15 protein-coding genes are annotated in these 17,663 nt (G+C 72.1%); 10 read left to right on the top strand and 5 right to left on the bottom strand.

Going from position 1 to position 17,663, the window contains the following annotated elements:
• Positions 1-32: 32 nt before the first annotated feature.
• Entirely contained in the window at positions 33-1,523 is a 1,491-nt protein-coding gene (locus tag ACZ6O2_RS25710; RefSeq protein WP_466024641.1) for a CoA-acylating methylmalonate-semialdehyde dehydrogenase, read from the top strand.
• On the opposite strand, the gene ACZ6O2_RS25705 is transcribed toward ACZ6O2_RS25710, so the two are convergent.
• Positions 1,495-2,958 (bottom strand): acyltransferase family protein, encoded by a 1,464-nt coding sequence (locus ACZ6O2_RS25705; RefSeq protein WP_466024612.1) that lies wholly within the window; start codon positions 2,956-2,958, stop codon positions 1,495-1,497. The genes ACZ6O2_RS25710 and ACZ6O2_RS25705 overlap by 29 nt on opposite strands.
• Before the next feature lie 195 nt (positions 2,959-3,153).
• On the opposite strand from ACZ6O2_RS25705, the gene ngcE (ACZ6O2_RS25700) reads away from it, so the two are divergent.
• The 3 genes from ngcE (ACZ6O2_RS25700) to ACZ6O2_RS25690 all read left to right on the top strand — a co-directional run bounded on the left by ngcE (ACZ6O2_RS25700) (position 3,154) and on the right by ACZ6O2_RS25690 (position 6,447).
• Positions 3,154-4,569: an N-acetylglucosamine/diacetylchitobiose ABC transporter substrate-binding protein gene (gene ngcE / locus ACZ6O2_RS25700; RefSeq protein WP_466024611.1), complete on the top strand. Its 1,416-nt coding sequence runs from the start codon at positions 3,154-3,156 to the stop codon at positions 4,567-4,569.
• Between the two features lie 64 nt (positions 4,570-4,633).
• On the top strand, positions 4,634-5,542 hold the full coding sequence (locus tag ACZ6O2_RS25695; protein ID WP_350711362.1) for a carbohydrate ABC transporter permease: 909 nt from the start codon (positions 4,634-4,636) through the stop codon (positions 5,540-5,542).
• Positions 5,539-6,447, top strand: a complete 909-nt coding sequence (locus tag ACZ6O2_RS25690; RefSeq protein ID WP_350711360.1) for a carbohydrate ABC transporter permease — start codon at positions 5,539-5,541, stop codon at positions 6,445-6,447. Before ACZ6O2_RS25695 ends, ACZ6O2_RS25690 begins: the two co-directional genes overlap by 4 nt.
• A gap of 429 nt (positions 6,448-6,876) precedes the next feature.
• Here ACZ6O2_RS25690 and ACZ6O2_RS25685 read toward each other — a convergent pair whose 3' ends face one another.
• Positions 6,877-7,866, bottom strand: a complete 990-nt coding sequence (locus ACZ6O2_RS25685) for an N-acetylglucosamine kinase (RefSeq protein WP_466024610.1) — start codon at positions 7,864-7,866, stop codon at positions 6,877-6,879.
• 191 nt (positions 7,867-8,057) lie between these two features.
• Between ACZ6O2_RS25685 and ACZ6O2_RS25680 the strand changes: the two genes are divergently transcribed.
• The 5 genes from ACZ6O2_RS25680 to ACZ6O2_RS25660 are packed head-to-tail and all read left to right on the top strand — an operon-like array spanning position 8,058 to position 13,087.
• A complete protein-coding gene (locus tag ACZ6O2_RS25680) occupies positions 8,058-9,020 on the top strand; it encodes a MurR/RpiR family transcriptional regulator (protein ID WP_350711336.1) in 963 nt (320 codons plus the stop codon).
• A complete protein-coding gene (locus ACZ6O2_RS25675) occupies positions 9,017-9,766 on the top strand; it encodes a sugar isomerase domain-containing protein (RefSeq protein WP_466024609.1) in 750 nt (249 codons plus the stop codon). The genes ACZ6O2_RS25680 and ACZ6O2_RS25675 overlap by 4 nt, the downstream gene beginning before the upstream one ends.
• A gap of 26 nt (positions 9,767-9,792) precedes the next feature.
• On the top strand, positions 9,793-11,229 hold the full coding sequence (gene ngcE / locus ACZ6O2_RS25670) for an N-acetylglucosamine/diacetylchitobiose ABC transporter substrate-binding protein (protein WP_466024608.1): 1,437 nt from the start codon (positions 9,793-9,795) through the stop codon (positions 11,227-11,229).
• Positions 11,230-11,249: 20 nt separating this feature from the next.
• Positions 11,250-12,158 carry a carbohydrate ABC transporter permease gene (locus ACZ6O2_RS25665; protein ID WP_357699230.1) on the top strand — a complete coding sequence of 303 codons (909 nt, stop codon included), beginning with the start codon at positions 11,250-11,252 and terminating at the stop codon, positions 12,156-12,158.
• The gene (locus tag ACZ6O2_RS25660) at positions 12,158-13,087 is read left to right on the top strand and encodes a carbohydrate ABC transporter permease (RefSeq protein WP_466024607.1); all 930 of its coding nucleotides are present in this window, start codon (positions 12,158-12,160) and stop codon (positions 13,085-13,087) included. The genes ACZ6O2_RS25665 and ACZ6O2_RS25660 overlap by 1 nt, the downstream gene beginning before the upstream one ends.
• Before the next feature lie 63 nt (positions 13,088-13,150).
• Here the strand turns inward: ACZ6O2_RS25660 and ACZ6O2_RS25655 are convergent, their stop codons facing one another.
• The 3 genes from ACZ6O2_RS25655 to tnpA form a co-directional block, all read right to left on the bottom strand.
• The gene (locus tag ACZ6O2_RS25655) at positions 13,151-14,881 is read right to left on the bottom strand and encodes an ABC transporter ATP-binding protein (protein ID WP_466024606.1); all 1,731 of its coding nucleotides are present in this window, start codon (positions 14,879-14,881) and stop codon (positions 13,151-13,153) included.
• Positions 14,878-16,566: an ABC transporter ATP-binding protein gene (locus ACZ6O2_RS25650; RefSeq protein ID WP_466024640.1), complete on the bottom strand. Its 1,689-nt coding sequence runs from the start codon at positions 16,564-16,566 to the stop codon at positions 14,878-14,880. The genes ACZ6O2_RS25655 and ACZ6O2_RS25650 overlap by 4 nt, the downstream gene beginning before the upstream one ends.
• A gap of 189 nt (positions 16,567-16,755) precedes the next feature.
• Complete coding sequence (gene tnpA / locus ACZ6O2_RS25645; RefSeq protein ID WP_466024605.1) at positions 16,756-17,172, bottom strand: IS200/IS605 family transposase; 417 nt, start codon at positions 17,170-17,172, stop codon at positions 16,756-16,758.
• A 25-nt stretch (positions 17,173-17,197) separates the two neighbouring features.
• Between tnpA and ACZ6O2_RS25640 the strand changes: the two genes are divergently transcribed.
• Positions 17,198-17,663 (top strand): RNA-guided endonuclease InsQ/TnpB family protein (locus ACZ6O2_RS25640; RefSeq protein ID WP_466024604.1); only part of this gene is annotated, 466 nt, incomplete at its 3' end.

Here is a 17,663-nt window from a genome sequence, read left to right as displayed (position 1 = left end):
GGCCCGGCTTGGACAGGGCGACCACCACGGACCTGGCCACCGTGTCGCACTTCGTCGACGGCAAGCGGTTCGGCGGCACGTCGGCCCGGCACGGGGACGTCTTCGACCCGGCCACGGGCCGGCGTACCGGTCAGGTGGCGCTGGCCTCGGCGGCGGACGTCGCGGTCGCGGTGGAGGCCGCCGAGCGCGCGGCCCGGGCCTGGCGGGACGCGTCGCTGGCCCGGCGGACGGCGGTGCTCTTCGCCTTCCGCGAGCTGGTCAACGCCCGCCGCGACCGGCTGGCGGAGGTGATCACCGCCGAGCACGGCAAGGTGCTCGCGGACGCCGCCGGCGAGGTGCAGCGCGGCCTGGAGGTGATCGAGTACGCCTGCGGCATCCCCTCGGCGCTGCGCGGCGGGTTCAGCGAGAACGTCTCCACCGAGGTCGACTCGTACAGCCTGCGCCAGCCACTCGGCGTGGTCGCCGTGATCTCCCCGTTCAACTTCCCCGTCATGGTGCCGCTGTGGTTCGTGCCGGTGGCCGTGGCCTGCGGCAACGCGGTGGTGCTCAAGCCGAGCGAGAAGGACCCGGGCGCGGCGCTGCTGCTGGCCGAGTGGTTCGCCGAGGCCGGCCTGCCCGACGGGGTGCTGAACGTGGTCAACGGGGACGCCGAGGCCGTCGACGCGCTGCTGGACCACCCGGGCGTGAAGGCGGTGTCGTTCGTCGGGTCCACCCCGGTCGCCCGGTACGTCCACCAGCGCGGCAGCGCCGCCGGCATGCGGGTGCAGGCCCTCGGCGGCGCGAAGAACCACATGGTGGTGCTGCCGGACGCCGACCTGGACCTGGCCGCCGACGCGGCGGTCAACGCCGGGTTCGGCTCGGCGGGGGAGCGGTGCATGGCGATCTCGGCGCTGGTCGTGGTGGAGCCGGTCGGCGACGCCCTGGTCGCCCGGATCGCCGAGCGGATGGCCCGGTTGCGCACCGGCGACGGCCGGCGCGGCTGCGACATGGGCCCCCTGGTCACCGCCGCGCACGCCGAGAAGGTCCGCTCGTACGTCGCTGCCGGGGTGGCCGCCGGCGCGGTGCCGGTGGTGGACGGCCGCGACGTCGAGCCCGACGGCGACGCCGACGGGTTCTGGCTGGGCCCGACGCTGTTCGACCGGGTCACCCCGGACATGTCGATCTACACCGACGAGATCTTCGGCCCGGTGCTCAGCGTCGTGCGGGTCGGCTCGTACGACGAGGCGGTGGACCTGGTCAACGCCAACCCGTACGGCAACGGCACGGCGATCTTCACCAACGACGGCGGCGCGGCGCGGCGCTACCAGCACGAGGTGGAGGTCGGCATGGTCGGCATCAACGTGCCGATCCCGGTGCCGATGGCGTACTACTCCTTCGGCGGCTGGAAGTCCTCGCTCTTCGGCGACCTGCACGCGCACGGCGAGGACGGGGTGCGGTTCTTCACCCGGGGCAAGGTGGTGACCAGCCGCTGGCTGGACCCGCGCCATGGCGGGGTCAACCTCGGCTTCCCCACCCAGACCTGAGCAGCCGCAGGGCGCCGGCCCCGGCCAGGTACGCCGCCAGCGCCGAGGCCGGCACCCCCAGTGACTCGGGGGCCGACTTCGGTGTCTCGGCGTTGACGACCAGGGCGTACACCACGGCGGCGAAACCGGCGGCGGTGACCGCGGCGCGGGCGGTGCCCCGCCACCCCGGACCGGCCGGCTGACCGGCGTCGTGCGGCCGGCCGGTCGGCCCCGGACCCTGGGCGGGCGCCCCGCCGCCGTCGGCCCGACGGCGGTCCCGGGCACGGCCGGTCGGGCCGGTACGGGCCTCGACGGGGCCGAAGACGGCGACCAGGGCGGCCAGCACCACGGCCAGCATCAGCACCCAGGGCACCCGCCAGGCCAGCCAGGCGGCCGAGCCCACGGGCGGGGTCGGCAGCTCCCCGGCCGCGTACAGCGCGCCGACCAGCAGGATCGCGGCCGTCAGGTGCCAGAGGAAGACGGTGAGCACGACCGCGTTCACCGCGATCACCGCCTGCCAGGGACGCGAGCGGCGCAGCCAGCGTTCCGCCGGATCGCGCAGCAGCAGGATCAGCCCGAGCTGGGCCGTGGTCAGGGTCAGCAGCGCGAGGCTGGGCGGCGCGGCGTTGTCCAGCCGCTCGCCGGGCACGTTGAGCATGGCGACCGGGTACGGCCCGACGGTCAGCAGCACCGTCGCGGCCAGCCCGCCCAGCAGCGCCGTCGCGCCGGCCTGCCGCGACAGCGGCAGCCGGTGGGCCCGGACGCCGCGCCGCGCGGGCGCGTCGGGTCCTCCGGGCGGCTCGGCGCGGGCGTCGCGCCAGGCGAAGCCGAGCTGGTGGACGGCCAGCCACCCGAAGAGGTAGTTCGGCAGCGCCAGCTCGGCCGGCCCCAGCGCGCGCCCCAGGTCGCCCGCCGCGACCAGCGCGGCCAGCGCGAGCGGGACGAGCAGGCCGAAGCGCCGGTGCAGGGCGTACATCGCCGGGGTCAGCGGCACCACCACGAGGTAGGCCGCGAGGAACCACAGCGGGATGGTGGCGAACCACGCGACGGTACGCACCAGCGTCGCCTCGACGCCGGCCAGCGACGCGACGGCGGAGCCGGCGGCGATCACCAGCAGCAGCGCGGTCGTGGGGCGCAGCAGCCGCGCGCCCCGGTCCAGCAGCCAGGAGACGGCGTCGCCGCCGGCCGCCCGGCGGGCCGTCAGCGAGGCGGCGTTGGCGTAGCCGCCGACCAGGAAGAACACCGGCATCACCTGGGCCACCCAGGTCAGCGGGTACGCCCAGGGCAGGTCCGGCAGCGCCGAGCGGGCCGTCGGTCGGCCGGTAGGGTCCTCACCGATGGCGGCCACCGCCCAGTGGCCGAGCACGACCATGACGATCGCGAGCGCCCGGAGCAGGTCGACGTAGCGTTCCCGACCAGCCGGCGTGCGTGCGGCGAGTTGCCGCAGACGGCGCATGGCCCCGAGGGTATGCCAGCCGCGAACCGAACGGTGGTGATAACGGTTCGGTGTGCGGTCTTGAAGTCCGCCGGTTACTGCCGTAGAAATTCTTCAGCAACAACTAACAAACTGAAGACAACTTCCCCCTGTGCCTCGTGCGGCGGCCGCCTTCCCCCATCCGGCGCCCGCCCGGACCCGATCCGAGGAGAGACCATGAACAGGCGTGACATCCTGCGGCGCAGCGCCGCCGCCGGCCTGCTGGCCACCCCTGCCGCCGGCCTGCTCGCCGGCTGCGCCACCGGCGGTGGCGACGACAAGGGCGACGCCGGCACCTACAAGGGCACCAAGAGCGAGCAGAACCCGCTCGGGGTCAAGGAGGACGCGCCCCTCGAGGTGGTGATCTTCAACGGCGGCTTCGGCGAGGAGTACGCGAAGGCCCACGAGGCCATGTACACCGAGAAGTACCCGAAGGCGAAGATCAACCACTCGGCGACGCAGGAGATCGGCAAGACGCTCCAGCCGCGCTTCGTCGACGGCACCCCGCCCGACGTGGTCAACAACTCCGGCAAGGACCAGATCGACTTCAACGGCCTGGTCTCCCAGAACGCCATCGCCGACCTGGGCGAGCTGCTCGCCGCCCCGAGCCTCGACGTCCCCGGCAAGACGGTCAAGGACACGCTGCTGCCGGGCGCCGTCGAGGTCGGCTCGTACGACGGCAAGTTCATGGTGATGAACTACACCTACACCGCGTACGGCATCTGGCACTCCACCAAGCTCTTCGCCGACCGGGGCTGGGAGTACGCCAAGACCTGGGACGAGCACATCGCGCTGTGCAAGAAGATCAAGGCGGCCGGCATCGCGCCGTGGACGTACGCGGGCAAGCACCCCCGTTACATGAGCTGGCCGGTGATCGCCACGGCCATCAAGTTCGGCGGGTCGTCCGTCGCCACGGCGATCGACAACCTGGAGCCCAACGCGTGGAAGTCCGACGCGATGAAGGCCGCGGCGGACGCGTGGCACCAGATCGTCAAGGACGGTTACATCCTTGCCGGCTCGCCGGGCCTCGACCACGTGCAGTCGCAGACGGCGTGGTGCCAGGGCAAGGCCGCCTTCATCTCCTGCGGCTCCTGGCTGGAGAGCGAGCAGAAGAAGGTCACCCCCGAGGGCTTCAACATGACGATCCAGCCGACGCCCAGCCTGGGCAGCGGCGACAAGCTGCCGTTCGAGGCGATCCGCGGCACCGCCGGCGAGCCGTTCATGGTTCCGGCCAAGGCGAAGAACCTCGCCGGCGGCCTGGAGTACTTCCGGGTCATGCTGTCGAAGAAGGGCGCCCAGGACTTCACCAGGAAGGTCTCCAGCCTGACCGTGGTGGCCGGGTCGACCGAAGGCATCGAGCTGCCGTTCGGCCTCAGCACCGTGAGCAAGGCGCTGGAGGCCTCCGGCAGCAACGGCTTCAACTGGGTCTACAACAACTTCTACCGCAAGCTGGAGCGTGAGCTCGTCGACGCCGCGTGCGGCGAGTTCTTCAGCGGTCGGATCGGCCCGGCCGAGTTCCTCGACCTGTGCCAGAAGGGCGCCGACTCGATCGCCCAGGACAGCTCGATCAAGAAGTACAAGCGGGCCGCGTGACATCCGGCCGGTGGGGGCGGGTCCGTCCCCACCGGCCCACGGCTGTGGGAGTAGGTCCTTTCTCGTGAAACATGGCAAGTACCCGCTGATCGTCACGTTCCTGGTGCCGCCGCTGCTGCTCTATGGCATCTTCGTGCTCTCGCCGTACCTGCAGGCCTTCCAGATCTCGACCACCGACTGGCTCGGCTACTCGCCCGAGGCCAACTCCGTCGGCCTGGCCAACTTCGAGAGGCTGCTGGACGACGATCGGGTGTGGAGTGCCCTCAAGAACAACGCGTGGCTGCTCTTGGTGGTGCCGGTGGTGACCATCGTGCTCGGCCTCTTCTTCGCCACGATGCTCAGCATGGGCGGTCGCAAGGGCCGGGCGGGGGTGACCGGCGTACGCGGCACGTCCGTGTACCGGATGGTCTACTTCTTTCCGCAGGTGCTCTCCGTGGTCATCATCGCCCTGCTGTGGAAAGAGGTCTACCACCCCAACAGCGGCCTGCTCAACGGTGCCCTCGGTGCCGTCGGCCTACCCACGCCGGCCTGGCTGGGTGATCCCCGGTTCGCCTTCTGGTGCGCGATGGCGGTGATGATCTGGAGCAACGTCGGCTTCTACGTGGTGCTCTTCGGCGCGGCGATGTCGGCGATTCCGCGCGACATCTACGAGGCGGTGATGCTCGACGGGGCGTCGCGGTGGACCACCCTGCGCAAGATCACCATTCCGCTGCTCTGGGACACCGTGCAGGTCGCCTGGATCTACCTCGCGATCGCGGCCCTGGACGGGTTCATCCTGATCCAGCAGATGACCAACGGCGGCCCCAACTTCTCCTCCGACGTCATCGGCCTGCGGATGTACGAAACCGCGTTCGGTAGCGAGAGCAAGTTCGGTTATGCCTCGGCGATCGGCGTGGTGCTGTTGTTCCTGACCCTCTCGGTGGCGGTGCTGGCGCTGCGGGCCGCCCGGCGTGATCGGATCGAGTACTCGTGACAACCCTCGACAGGACCGCCTCCGACGGCACGGCCGTGGCGGACCGGCCGGCGCCGCAGGACCGCAAGCTCCGCCGCGATCTCGGCGTCGCCAACATCTTCTCGCACTGGTTCCTGCTGCTCTGGGGCGCGGTGACCGCGCTGCCGCTGCTCTGGATGTTCCTCAGCTCGTTCAAGAGCGACGGGGAGATCCTCTCCGACCCGTGGGGGCTGCCCGGCGCGCTGCGGTTCGAGAACTGGGCGCGGGCCTGGACCGAGGCCCACATCGGCCAGTACTTCCTGAACAGCGCGATCGTGGTGACCGGATCGCTCACCCTGACCATGCTGATGGGCGCCACCGCGGCATACGTCTTCGCCCGTTACGAGTTCTGGGGCCGGCAGTTCCTCTACTACCTGTTCGTCGGCGGGATGATGTTCCCCGTCTTCCTGGCCCTCGTGCCGCTGTTCTTCGTGGTGCGCAACGCCGGTCTCTTCGGCACCTGGACCGGGCTGATGCTGGTGTACGCCGCCTACTCGTTGCCGTTCACCGTCTTCTTCCTCACCGCCTTCTTCCGGACCCTGCCGACGGCGGTCGCGGAGGCGGCGCTCATCGACGGGTGCGGTCACTTCCGGCTCTTCTTCCGGGTGATGCTGCCGATGGCGCGACCGGGTCTGATCAGCATCGCGATCTTCAACTTCCTCAGCCACTGGAACCAGTTCATCCTGCCCCAGGTGCTGATGCAGGGCGACGACTCCAAGTGGGTGCTTGCGCAGGGGCTCGCCGCACTGGCGGTCAGCCAGGGCTACCAGGGTGACTACAGCGGTCTCTTCGCGGGCCTGACCATCGCCACGCTGCCGGTGCTGGTCGTGTACATCCTCTTCCAGAGGCAGATCCAGTCGGGCCTGACCGCCGGCCAGCTCAAGTAGCCGCGTCCGTTACTGATCGTCTGGTCGGGCGGCTGGCGCGGCTCGCTCCGTCGCCCGACCGCCCCTGACCGACGGGCGGGAGGGCGACGGTCGGGGCGCGCTCGCTGTCGAGTTGCCCCATCTGTGGGACCACGCAGTGCGGTGCGGGCCGCCCGCGGCCCCGACGCCCCCGACCGGTGGGCATCGGACGACGGGTGGTCTCACAGCCGGGGCAGCTCGACAGCGACCGGCGGCAGGGTGGGCATCGCCCGGGGAAGCCGCACGCCCTCTCGCCGCTGCCCACCTCACGTCACCTCGCCTCGCGACCCGGCCGCCGATCGCCGCCGACCCGGCCGCCGATCGCCGCCGACCCGGCCGCCGATCGCCGCCGACCCGGCCGCCGATCGCCGCCGGCGCGGACGGCGGCGGGGTCGGGTCGGCGGCGTTCGGTCAGGAGGTCGGTGGCACCAGGCGGGCGTGCAGGGCCCCGGGATCGGTCACCTCGGGCAGGTCGCGGGCGGCGAGCCATGCGGCCGCGGCCGCGCCGTCGCCCGCCGAGCACAGCACCGCGTCCGGCCACCGCCGGGCGACCTCGGCCCGGACCGCGGCGGCCAGCGGGGTGTCGCCGGTCAGCAGCCCGCCGCCGAGCACGATCGGGGAGGCGTCGCCGGCCGGGCGGATCCGGGCGGTGCTCTCCGCCAGGTGGGCGGCGGCCTCGTCGATCAGCCCGCGGGCGACCGGCTCGCCGTCGACGGCGGCGTCGACCACCAGGGGCGCGAGCCGGGCCAGCTCCACCGGGGGCCGTCGGGTCACCGCCTGGACCAGCGCGTCGCCGGTGTCCCGGGGCCGGGGCGCCACCTCGGCGGAGCCGAGCAGCTCGGTGAGCACCGCCGTCGCCAGCCGCCCCGGGGCCTGGCCCCGGTCCAGGTCGGACAGCAGTCGGCGGACCGCCTCCCGGCCCAGCCAGAAGCCGGAGCCGGCGTCGCCGAGCAGCCAGCCGTGACCGTCGGCGACCCGGTCCAGCCGCAGTTCGCGGACCTGTGCGGCGATCGCGCCGGTGCCGGCGATGACCACGCTGCCCTCGGGGCTCGCGGTGCCCGAGGCGTACGCGACCAGCGCGTCGCCGTGCACGTCGTACGGGCAGCGCAGGCCGGCGTCGCGCCAGGCCCGGTCGAAGGCGTCCCGGCCGGCGGGGTCGGCGAGCAGCCGGCCGGCCCCGGCCAGGCCGATGGTGCCGGCCCGGACCCGGGTGGGGTCGACGTCGGCGAGCGCCTCCCGCAGGGCGGCCAGGAGTTCGCCGGCGGCCCGCTCGGCGCCGTGGCTGGTGGGGTTGCCACCGCCGGCCCGGCCGGTGCCGAGCCGGCGCCCGTCCAGGCTCAGGGCGGCCGCCCGGGTGGACGTACCTCCGACGTCGAGACCGACCACGACGGTGTCGGACATCGGCACCCACCTCCTTGATCAACGCCGCGTTCATGCTGGTCGGCCTGGCGGCGGAGGGCAAGAGCCGGGGCCTGTGGCGGGCTGTGCGCCAGGTAACAGTTTGAAAACTTCGCCCACGGCCTTGACACGGAGGGGCCTTCAGTAAGAACTTTTACCACTAACGGTAAACAATCTTTTCGGAAAGGCGTCCCATGGTTGATCACGAGGTGGACATCTCCGCGGGGACCGCGGTGGTCGACGCCGACGCGGTCGACCGGCGGGCCGCGCTCGGGGTCCCCTCCGACGGTGTGCTGGCGCGCGTCCGGGCCGGCGCGGGCGAGCTGACCGGGGCGCTGCGCCGGGTCGCCGAGCACGTGCTCAGCGACCCGGAGGCGGCCGCCCGGGCGACCATCGTCGAGCTGGCCGAGCGCAGCGGCACCTCCCCGGCCACGATCACCCGGTTCTGCCGGGCGATGGGTTTCGACGGCTACGCCGACCTGCGGCTGGGCATCGCCGCCGAGACCGGGCGGGCCCGCTCGGCGGGCTGGACCGTCGACATCGGACGCGAGATCCAGCCGAGTGACCCGCTCTCCCGGGTGCTCGATCAGATCATGGCCGCCGACACCCGCGCCATGCACGACACCGCCGCGCTGCTCGACCTCGCCGAGGTCGAACGCGCCGCCGTCGCCATCGCCGGGGCGTCCCGGGTGAACATCTTCGGCGCCAGCGGCAGCGCCCTCGTCGGCGAGGAGATGCAGTTCAGCCTGCACCGCATCGGCGTGGCGGCCTGGGCCTGGAACGACGTGCACGAGGGCCTCGCCAGCGCGGCCCTGCTGCGCCAGGGCGACGTGGCACTCGGCATCTCGCACACCGGCCAGACCCGGGAGACCATCGAGATGCTCGCCGAGGCAGGCAGCCGGGGCGCGACCACCGTGGCGCTGACCGGCTTCCCGCGCTCGCCGCTGGCCGAGCTGGCCGACATCGTGCTGCTCACCGCCAGCCAGGCCACCACGTTCCGCCCCGACGCGCTGTCGGCCCGGCACCCGCAGTTGGTCGTGCTCGACCTGCTCTACATCGCCGTCGCCCAGCGCACCCACGACCGCGCCCACGCGGCCTTCCGGCGCACCGCCCAGGCCGTCGACGGGCACAAGGCCGCCAAGGGGGCCACCGCATGATCAGCGCCCAGGGGTACGCCGAGGCGGTCCGTCCGGTGCTCGACCGGCTGGTCGACACCAGCGCCGACGGGATCGGCGCCGCCGCCGACCTGATCACCACCAGCCTGCGCGCCGGCGGGGTGCTCCAGGCGTTCGGCGCCGGCCACTCCGAGGCGTTCGCCGGGGAACTGGTCGCCCGGGCGGGTGGACTCGTGCCCACCAACCGGCTCGCCATCCACGACCTCGTGCTGCACGGCGACGCCCCGCGCGACCTGCTCGCCGATCCGAAACTGGAGCGCGACCCCGCCATCGCCCACCAGCTCTACGCACTGGCGGCCCCGCAGCCGCAGGACGTGTTCGTGGTGGCGTCCCAGTCCGGCATCAACGGCTCCGTGGTCGAGCTGGCGGCGCTGGTCACCGACCGCGGCCACCCGCTGATCGCGGTCACCTCGATCGAGCACACCGCCCGGGTCGCCCCACGGCACCCGTCGGGCCGGCGGCTCGCCGATCTCGCCGACGTCGTTCTGGACAACGGCGCGCCGTACGGCGACGCACTGCTGCCGCTCGAGGGCGGCGGCGCGGTCTGTGCGGTCTCCTCGGTCACCGCGGCGCTGCTGGCGCAGCTGCTGACCGCCGAGGTCGTACGACGGTTCCACCAGGCCGGTGAGGTACCCCCTATCTACCTCTCCGCCAACGTCCCCGGCGGGGACGAGCACAACCACGCCCTCGAGTCGCGGTACGCCGGGCGTCTCCGGCGGACCGCCTGACCCGAACACCACAAGGAGAGACGACGATGTCGATTACCCCCGACAACCCGGCCGACCTGAGCCGCCGGACCGTGCTGCGCCGGGCCGCCGCGGTGGGCCTGCTCGCCACCCCGGCGGCCGGCCTGCTGAGCGCCTGCGCGACCAGCGGTGGCGACGAGAAGAACGAGCAGGTCGCCGGCGGCACCAAGAGCGCCACCAACCCGCTCGGCGTCCCCGAGGACGCCCCGATCGAGGTGGTCATCTTCAACGGCGGCTACGGCGAGAAGTACGCCACCGACGTGCACCAGCCGCTCTACAAGAAGGCGTTCCCGAAGGCCGAGGTCAAGCACCAGTCGACCCAGGCCGTGTCCACGGTGCTCCAGCCGCGGTTCGCCTCGGGCAACCCGCCGGAGTTCGTGAACAACTCCGGCGAGAAGCTGATGGACTTCGGCGCCCTGGTCGCCGACGGCCAGCTCCAGGACCTCACCGAGCTGTGGGACGCCCCGTCGGTCGACGACCCCAACAAGAAGGTCCGCGACACCGTGGTGCCGGGCACCGTCGAGGCCGGGTCGTTCAACGGCAAGCCGTACGTCCTGTACTACGTCTCCACCGTCTTCGGCATCTGGTACTCCGGCAAGCTGTTCAAGGACAACGGCTGGGCGCCGGCGAAGAACTGGGGCGAGTTCACCGCGCTGCTCGACCAGATCAAGGCCAAGGGCATCACGCCGTACGGCTACGCCGGCGCGAACGCGGCCTACTACCAGTGGAACGTGATCCTCACCCACGCGGCGAAGATCGGCGGCACGGACGTGCTGAAGAACATCGACAACCTGGAGGACGGCGCCTGGCAGCAGGACGCGGTCAAGCAGGCCGCCGAGGCGTGGGCCGAGATCGGCGCCAAGTACGTCGACAAGAGCTTCGAGGGGCTCAAGCACACCGACGTGCAGCTGCGGCAGAACCAGTACAAGCTGGCTTTCTACCCCAGCGGCGACTGGCTGGAGGGCGAGCAGAAGAAGGACACCCCGAACGGCTTCGAGTACCAGCTGATGCCGGTGCCGAGCCTGTCCGCCTCGGACAAGCTGCCGGCGACGGCGCTGCGGGCGACCGCCGGTGAGGGCTACTTCGTCTCGGCCAGGAGCAAGAACCCCAAGGGCGGCCTGGAGTACATGCGCCAGATGCTCTCGGTGGCCGGCGCGAAGGGCTTCACCGAGGTGGTCAAGGCCCCGACGGTGGTGACCGCCGGCTCGGCGGGCTACGCCTTCCCGCCGGGTGTGGCCAGCTCGCAGGCCGCGCTCAAGGCCGCCGGCCAGGACGTGTTCAACCTGTACTTCGACGGTTGGTACAAGGAGCTCGACACGGAGGCGCGGACGGCCACCAACGAGCTGATGTTCGGCCGGATCAAGGCGGACGCCTTCGTGGAGCGGATCCAGAAGCGCGCCGACGCGATCAAGAAGGACAGCTCCGTCACCAAGTTCAAGCGCTGATCGAACGGAGCGTAGGGGTCATGCGGCACGGCAAGTATCCGTTCGTGATCGGGTTCCTCTTCGTCCCGGTCACGCTGTACGTGGTCTTCGTCATCGCGCCGTACGCGCAGGCGTTCCAGATCTCGATGACCAACTGGCGGGGGCTCTCCGCCCCGCAGTGGGTGGGCTTCGACAACTTCCGGAGGTTGTTCGACGACGACAACTTCTGGAAGGCGGTCCAGCACCACGGCGTACTGCTGCTTGCCCTGCCGCTGATCACCATCGCCATCGCGCTGTTCTTCTCGTTCCTGCTCAACGTGGGCGGCAAGAGCAGCGGCGGGCAGCGCCAGGGGGTCTGGGGGTCGAAGTTCTACCGGGTGGTGTTCTTCTTCCCCCAGGTCCTGGCGGTGGCCATCATCGCGGTGCTGTTCCAGACGGTCTACCGGCCCAACGAGTCCGGCCTGATCAACGGCGTGCTGATGAAGCTCGGCTTCGACCCGGTGCTCTTCCTGGTCCGGCCGAACCTGGCCCTCTGGTCGATCCTCGCGGTGCTGGTCTGGCAGGCGGTCGGCTTCTACGTGGTGCTCTTCTCGGCGGGCATGGCCTCCATCCCCGGCGAGATCTACGAGGCCGCCGAGATCGACGGGGCGAGCCGGGTGACGCTCTTCTTCCGGGTCACCCTGCCGCTGCTCTGGGACACCCTCCAGGTGGCCTGGGTCTACCTGGGCATCGCCGCCTTCGACGCGTTCGCCATCGTCTCCGTGCTCTCGGTGGACGGTGGTGGCCCGGACGGCGCGACCACGGTGCTGGCAATGGAGATCTACCGCAACGCCTTCGTCTACTCGAAGTACGGCTACGCCTCGGCCATGGGCGTGGCGCTGTTCTTCCTCACCATCACGTTCGCGGCGTTGACGCTGCGGCTGACCAAGCGGGAAAGCGTGGAGTACTGATGAACCCGCAGACGACGCTTCCGCCGACACCGGCGGCGCTTCCGCCGAAGACCGTCAAGCCGGGCGCCGCGGGTGGGCGCGGGCGCGGGGGCCGACGCTCGGAGGTCCGGCTGTTCGCCGGCCTCGGGCACGTGGCGCTCGCGGTCTGGGCGGTGATCGTGATCGTGCCGATCCTCTGGACCTTCCTCGCCTCGTTCAAGAGCACCACGGAGATCTTCAGCAGCCCGTGGACGCTCCCGGCGGAGCTGCGGTTCGAGAACTACGCCCGGGCGTGGAACAAGGCGAACGTCGGCCGCTACTTCCTCAACAGCGTGATCGTGGTGACGTGCAGCACCTTCGGCACCATGCTGTTCGGTTCGATGGCTGCGTACGTGCTGGCGCGCTACAAGTTCTGGGGCAACCGGGCGATCTACTACCTGTTCGTCTCGGGGCTGGCCTTCCCGGTCTTCCTGGCCCTGGTGCCGCTCTTCTTCGTGGTGAAGAACCTGGGGCTGCTGGACACCCACACCGGGCTGGTGCTGGTCTACATCGCCTACTCGCTGCCGTTCACGGTCTTCTTCCTGGCCGCGTTCTTCAAGACGCTGCCGGCGTCGGTCGCCGAGGCGGGGATGATCGACGGCTGCTCGCACACCCGGCTGTTCTTCCAGGTGATGCTGCCGATGGCCAAGCCGGGCCTGATCAGCGTGGGGATCTTCAACATCATCGGCCAGTGGGCGCAGTACCAGTTGCCGCTCGTGCTGCTCTCCAACGCCAAGGACAAGTGGGTGCTCACCCAGGGCATCGCGGACATCTCGGTCAACGCCGGTTACGAGGCGGACTGGTCCGGGCTCTTCGCGGCCCTGACCATCGCCATCCTCCCCATGATCGTCGTCTACGCGATCTTCCAGCGGCAGATCCAGTCCGGCCTCACCTCCGGCGCCGTGAAGTGACCTGACCCGGCGGTCGACGCGGTGCCCGCCGACGTCGACCGCCCGGCCCCGACGGGGCCGACGTCAGGGATGCCAGGAGCGCCAGAGGGCGGCGTACGGGCCGTCGGCGCGGATCAGCTCGTCGTGGCTGCCGAGCTCGGTGATCCGGCCGCCCTCCAGCACCGCCACCCGGTCGGCGTCGTGCGCGGTGTTGAGCCGGTGTGCGATGGCGATCACGGTCCGCCCGGTGAGCAGGGCGGCCAGGGCCTGCTCGGTGCGGCGTGCGGTGGTCGGGTCGAGGGCGGCGGTGGCCTCGTCGAGGATCAGCGTGTGCGGGTCGGCGAGCACCAGCCGGGCCAGCGCGAGCTGCTGGGCCTCGGCCGCGCCGAGCGGGTGCGCGCCGTCGCCGAGGCGGGTGTCGAGGCCGTCGGGCAGCCGGGTGTACCAGTCGGCGCCGACGGTGGCCAGCACCGCGCGCATCCGCTCGTCGGTGGCCTCTGGGGCGGCGAAGGCGAGATTGTCGCGCAGCGTACCGATGAAGACGTGGTGCTCCTGGGTGACCAGTGCGATGCGTCGCCGCCGCTCGGCCGGGTCCAGGTCGGTGACAGGGCAGCCGCCGACGGTGACGTGCCCTTCCCGGGGCGGGTCGATGCCGGCGAGCAGCCGGGCCAGGGTGGACTTTCCGGCCCCCGAAGGCCCGACGATCGCCAGCCGCTCGCCGGGGCGCACCGCCAGGTCGATGCCGTGCAGCACGTCGGGCCCGTCCGCGTACCCGAACCGGGCGCCGCGCACGACCAGCCGTTCGTCGGCCGGCGCGGCGGCCCGGCCGGGCGGCTCCGGTGGCACCTCGCCGACGCCGAGCACCCGGGCGAACGAGGCGAAGCCGCGCTGCGCCTGCTCCGTCCACTGCAGGATCCGGTCCAGCGGGTCGATCGCCTGTTGCAGGTAGAGCGCCGCGGCGACCACCGCGCCGAGCGACACCTCGCCCCGGGTGAGCAGGAAGCCACCGGCCAGCAGCACCGCCGCGACGGGCAGCGGGTAGCTGGCCTCGATCGTGGGGAAGAAGACGGAGCGCAGCGCGAGGGTGGCCCGCCGGGCCGACCACACCCGGGCGATGCGCGCGTCGCCGTGCCCGACCCGCTCGTCGGCGAGGCGGAACGCCTCGACCGTACGGGCGCCCTCGGCGGTGCTGGTCAGCGTCTCGGTCAGCTCGGCGGCGGCCGCCCCCTCGGCAAGGTAGGCGGGGCTGGCCCGCCGCAGGTACCAGCGGGTCACCGCCACGATCGTCGGCAGCCCGGCCAGCGCGGCCACCCCGAGCACCGGGTGCAGCAGGAAGACCGCCCCGAACAGCAGCGTCAGCTGCACCGAGGCGATGACGATGGTGGGCACCACGTCCCGGACCGTGATGCCGACGGTGGCCACGTCGACGGAGCTGCGGGTGGCCAGCTCCCCGGCCCCGGCCCGTTCGACGACGGCGACGGGGAGGTTCAGCGTCCGGTCGACGAACTCCTCGCGCAGCCGGGCCACGGCCCGCTCGCCGAAGCGGTGGCCGGCGTACTGCGCGAAGCGCGACAGCAGCGTCTGCACCAGCACGCAGGCCACGATCGCCAGGGCGAGCCGGTCGACGGTGCCGACGCCCGTCCCGCCGGAGACCCGGTCGACGACGGCGCCGAGCAGCCACGGCGGGGCGAGCCCCGCGACCGTGGCCGCGACGTGCAGCGCCAGCACGGCTGCGACGGCGCGCCGGTCCCGGCTGATCAGCTCCCGCGTCGCCCGGCGTACGGCGGCCCGGTCGGCGACCGGCAGCCCGTTCACCGCGGCACCGGCTCGGCGTCGGCGTCGTCGCGCGCCACCAGCCGCCGGTAGCCCGGGTCCGCCTCCAGCAGGTCGGCGTGTCCGCCAGCGCCGACGACCCGCCCCGCGTCCAGGTGTGCGACCCGGTCGGCCCGCGCGAGCAGCAGCGGCGAGGTGGTGAACACGACGGTGGTACGGCCGGCCCGGGCCTCCCGCAGCCGCGCGGCGATGCGGGCCTCGGTGTGCGCGTCCACCGCCGAGGTCGGCTCGACGAGGATCAGCACCTCCGGGTCGGCGAGCAGGGCCCGGGCCAGCCGCACCCGTTGCCGCTGCCCGCCGGAGAGGGAACGGGCCCGGGTGTCCAGCGGGGTGTCGAGCCCGCGCGGCAGCGCGTCGACCACGTCCTCGGCCGACGCGGCGTGCAGGGCGGCGCCGATCCGCTCGTCGTCGGCGTGCGGGCGGGCCCCGCGCAGCGTCTCCCGCAGCGTCCCGGCGAACAGGTACGCGTCGTGGTCGGCGAGCAGGATACGGGCCCGCACCTCGTCGAGTCCGACACCGGTCAGCGGTGCCCCGCCCCAGGTCACGTCGCCGACGACGTACCGGCCGAGCCGGTCGGCCAGCGTGACGGCGTCGGCCGGGTCGGTGGCGGCGACCGCGGTGAACCGGCCGGCGGGCACGGTCAACCCGCTCGCCGGGTCGTGCAGGTCGGCGGGGCCGTCCGGGGCGGCGGCCCGCGCCGGCCGCCGGGCGTCGGGAACCGGTGCCGCGCCCGGAGAGGACGGCAGGGGGCGCGGGCCGCCGACACCGTCCGGCGTCACGGCGAGCAGGGCGATGATCCGACGGGCGGCGACCCGGCCCCGGATCAGCAGGTGGCTGCCCTCGAGCAGGAACCAGACCGGCACGATGAGCGTGGCGACGTAGCCGTAGACGGCGACCAGTTCCCCGACGCTGATCTCGCCGGTCACCGCCATCCGGGCCGCCAGCCACACCACCGCGGCGAGGAACAGCCCGGGGACGGCGACCGTGGCCGCGTCGATCCAGCTGTTCACCGCCCCCACCCGGTAGCCCTCGGCGAGCAGGTCCCGGGACCGGGCGGCGTACCGGCGGGCGAACAGGCCCCGGCCGCCCACCCCGGCGAGCACCCGCAGCCCGGCCACGATGTCGCCGGAGCGGGCGGTCAGCTCGCCCTGCTGCTGCCGGTAGGTCGACTCCACCCGGTCCAGGCGGCGCAGCAGGGGCGCGACGACCAGGCCGACCGCCGGCACGCCCACCAGCACGCAGAGCGCGAGCAGGGGTGAGATCGACCAGAGCACGACGGCGACGACCACGTACGCGACCACCGCACCGACGCCGGGTCCCGTGATCGTCAGCACCTGCGCCGCCCGGTCGACGTCGGCGCCGCCGACCGTGGCCACCTCGCCCGCCGCGCTGCGGCGGGGCAGCACCGCGCCGACCCGGGACAGGTGGCGCAGCACCACGGCGGCCGACCTGGCCTTCGCGTCCTCCCGGATGAAGGTCATCGTGCGGTGCCGCATGATGCCCAGGTAGGCCAGCGCCACGCCGGCGACGACGATCGCCGCCACCCACAGGGTCAGGGCCCGGGTGTCGCCGGGACGCAGCCCGTCGTCCACGGCCCGGGAGATCAGGTAGGGCCGGACCGACAGCCCGGTCATCCAGGCCGTGCCGAGCAGGGCGCCGCGCAGCACCCGCCACGGCTGGCAGCGGGTCAGCCACCACAGGTACCGCAACGGCCCCCTCGTGTCCGGAATCCCGGGGTCGGGATGGGGGATCTGCGGTGGCACCCGCCCACGCTACCGGAATGCGGGCCAGTGCTCCGCCCTTCAGGGCGGGGGTGAAGGCCCGCGCTGGGAGGGCCGTCAGGCCCGAGCAGTGCCTTATGCCGGACGGTTCTGCTGCTCGATGTACTGCTTCACGGCACTCAGCGGTGCCCCTGCGACGGAGCCCGCGAAGTACGAGCCGGACCAGAGTTTGTTGGCCCGGTAGTAGTGGCGTACGAGGTCGGGGAACTCCTGCCGCAGGCGGCGCGACGATACGCCTTTGAGGCTGTTGACCAGCCGGGCCACGGCCACTTTGGGCGGGTAGTTGACCAGCAGATGCACGTGGTTGTTCTCGCCGTTGAACTCGACCAGCTCGGCCTCGAAGTCGCGGCACACGTCTCGCATGATCTGTTCCATCCGGGACAGGTGCCGGTCGCCGAACACCTTGTGCCGGAATTTCGTCACGAAGACCAAGTGAACATGCATCGCAAAAATACAGTGTCTACCAGTGCGGATGCCTTCAGGTTCTGCCATAAACCAATATGGTACGGTGCTTTTCGTGCAGCTCCGTTACCAGTTCCGCGTCTATCCGACGCCGGGCCAGCAGATTGAGCTGGCTCGGGCGTTCGGGTGTGCGCGGGTGGTGTTCAACGACGGGCTGCGCGCACGGCAGGAAGCCCGCGAGGCCGGACTGTCGTACGTCTGCGACGGCGAGTTGTCCAAACGGGTCATCACGGAGGCGAAGAAGACCGCGGCCCGCGCCTGGCTGGGCGAGGTGTCGGCGGTCGTGCTGCAACAAGCCCTGGCGGACCTGAACACCGCGTACCGCAACTTCTTCGCCTCGGTCACGGGCAAGCGCAAGGGCCGCAAGGTCGCCCCGCCCAGGTTCCGGTCCCGCAAGGACAACCGGCAGAGCATCCGGTTCACCAGGAACAGCCGGTTCAAGGTCCTCGACAACGGCCGGCTGCGACTGCCGAAGATCGGCGACCTCGCGGTCCGCTGGTCCCGGACACTGCCGTCGGACC

This window comes from Micromonospora sp. NPDC048040, assembly GCF_055587185.1.
The sequence above is the reverse complement of the archived record's forward strand: the minus strand, read 5'-3'. Positions and strand labels throughout refer to the sequence as shown.

Excerpts from the sequence above, each read along its gene's own strand:
- ngcE (WP_466024608.1), top strand. The coding sequence starts at position 9,793 with ATGTCGATTACCCCCGACAACCCGGCCGACCTGAGCCGCCGGACCGTG.
- ACZ6O2_RS25665 (WP_357699230.1), top strand. The coding sequence starts at position 11,250 with ATGCGGCACGGCAAGTATCCGTTCGTGATCGGGTTCCTCTTCGTCCCG.
- ACZ6O2_RS25685 (WP_466024610.1), bottom strand. The coding sequence starts at position 7,866 with ATGTCCGACACCGTCGTGGTCGGTCTCGACGTCGGAGGTACGTCCACC.
- ACZ6O2_RS25705 (WP_466024612.1), bottom strand. The coding sequence starts at position 2,958 with ATGCGCCGTCTGCGGCAACTCGCCGCACGCACGCCGGCTGGTCGGGAA.
- tnpA (WP_466024605.1), bottom strand. The coding sequence starts at position 17,172 with ATGGCAGAACCTGAAGGCATCCGCACTGGTAGACACTGTATTTTTGCG.
- ngcE (WP_466024611.1), top strand. The coding sequence starts at position 3,154 with ATGAACAGGCGTGACATCCTGCGGCGCAGCGCCGCCGCCGGCCTGCTG.
- ACZ6O2_RS25660 (WP_466024607.1), top strand. The coding sequence starts at position 12,158 with ATGAACCCGCAGACGACGCTTCCGCCGACACCGGCGGCGCTTCCGCCG.
- ACZ6O2_RS25675 (WP_466024609.1), top strand. The coding sequence starts at position 9,017 with ATGATCAGCGCCCAGGGGTACGCCGAGGCGGTCCGTCCGGTGCTCGAC.
- ACZ6O2_RS25680 (WP_350711336.1), top strand. The coding sequence starts at position 8,058 with ATGGTTGATCACGAGGTGGACATCTCCGCGGGGACCGCGGTGGTCGAC.